The sequence below is a fragment of the Carnobacterium sp. genome (assembly GCF_032094055.1).
Lineage (GTDB): Bacteria > Bacillota > Bacilli > Lactobacillales > Carnobacteriaceae > Carnobacterium_A.
In genome coordinates, this window is record NZ_DAMDAK010000118.1 from 1619 (window position 1) to 3364 (window position 1746).

The window sequence follows — 1746 nt, forward strand, 5'->3', positions numbered from 1 at the left end:
GGGAATAGAATGAATAGAATATTAATTATTGAAGATGAAAAAAACTTGGCCCGTTTTGTTGAATTAGAATTAAAACATGAAGGGTATGAGACAGAGGTACGTTATAATGGACGTGCGGGATTGGAAGCAGCATTGAATGAAGAGGAAAAGTGGGATGTTATTTTGCTTGACTTAATGCTTCCAGAACTGAACGGAATTGATGTTTGCCGTCGTATTCGTCAAGTCAGCAGTGTACCCATTATTATGATGACGGCTAGAGACTCAGTTATCGACCGTGTTTCTGGTTTAGATCATGGAGCAGACGATTATATTGTCAAACCGTTTGCCATAGAAGAATTATTGGCGCGGATGCGTGCATTATTCCGCCGGATAGAAATTGAAAATGAACAAAATATTACCAAACAAACGACAGTAACTTACCGTGATTTAACCATTGAAAAAGAAAATCGAGTTGTTCGCCGTGGCGATGAGATTATTGAACTGACAAAAAGAGAATATGAATTATTATTGGAATTAATGGAAAATGTCAATGTTGTGTTGGCACGAGATGTTTTATTGAATAAAGTATGGGGTTATGAAACAGAAGTAGAAACAAATGTGGTAGATGTTTATATCCGCTATTTGCGAAATAAAATTGATGTTCCGGGTGGGGAAGGTTATATCCAAACCGTTCGTGGAACAGGTTACGTGATGCGTTCGTGAAATCATTTTCTTTTAAAGGAAAAGAACGAAAAAGGAAAAAACGAATTTCATTAAAGTGGAAGTGGACAATGGGAGCTGCATTGGCCATTTTCTTCACTTTTTCTATTTTTTCTATCATCATTTTTATTGGCTTCAGGCAAATCTTGCTGACTCAAGAGAATGAAGATGTAAAAGAAACATTATTTGGAGTCGCTAACCGATTGAACAATGAGACTGGAAGTTTATCAAAAGAAGCAGTTTACATGGCTTTAGGCGGTATGTATACAACAACTCCTATTGAAATGGATGATGAATTTGACCAACGCAACTTAGCTTATGGACAACCAAGTAATTTTCAAGATACTATTTTTGCAAAAATGAACGAAGAAGGAGTAATGGTACGTGTCTACAGTCCAACTTCTCGTTTGTTATTTGAATCTAAGCAGAAAGATATTCCTTTTGAAAGAACCGCTCAACCAGTGGTTGTATCGGTCGATATCAATGGCATACAAGGGTTGCAAGGGACTATGCCCGTTTATTCAAAAAGAACTCAGCAGCTGATTGGCTATATTCAAGTTACAAGTGAAATGGCAAACTATTATCGAACGAATGAACGGGTCTTTTTAGCTCTGGTCACTATTAATATTTTAGCGCTGGTATTCAGCAGCATCATAGGGTATATGTTGGCCGTGAATTTCTTAAAGCCTATCAAACAAATTACCAATACAATGAACGATATTCGAAAAGACACCCAATCAGCTTCGCGAATCGAAGTTGCTGAAGGTAATGATGAATTGACACATTTATCGAATGTGTTTAATGATATGCTGGACAAAATGCAACAATACATTGAACAGCAAAAGCAATTTGTTGAAGATGTTTCTCATGAGTTGAGGACACCTGTTGCTGTAATGGAAGGACACTTGAAGTTATTAAATCGCTGGGGAAAAGATGATCCTGAAATTTTAGATGAGTCTCTCCTAGCTTCTTTGCAAGAAATCGAACGAATGAAAAGTTTAGTACAAGAAATGCTGGATTTATCAAGAGCTGAACAAGTCGAAATTC

General features: G+C 36.9%; 2 protein-coding genes. Both read left to right on the plus strand.

The window, feature by feature from the left end:
• Positions 1-9: 9 nt before the first annotated feature.
• Positions 10-702 carry a response regulator transcription factor gene (locus RT405_RS12775; protein ID WP_035029218.1) on the plus strand — a complete coding sequence of 231 codons (693 nt, stop codon included), beginning with the start codon at positions 10-12 and terminating at the stop codon, positions 700-702.
• A 68-nt stretch (positions 703-770) separates the two neighbouring features.
• On the plus strand, positions 771-1746 hold a 976-nt coding region (locus RT405_RS12780; protein WP_313470183.1), incomplete at its 3' end, for a histidine kinase dimerization/phospho-acceptor domain-containing protein.

Excerpts from the sequence above, each read along its gene's own strand:
- RT405_RS12775 (WP_035029218.1), top strand. The coding sequence starts at position 10 with ATGAATAGAATATTAATTATTGAAGATGAAAAAAACTTGGCCCGTTTT.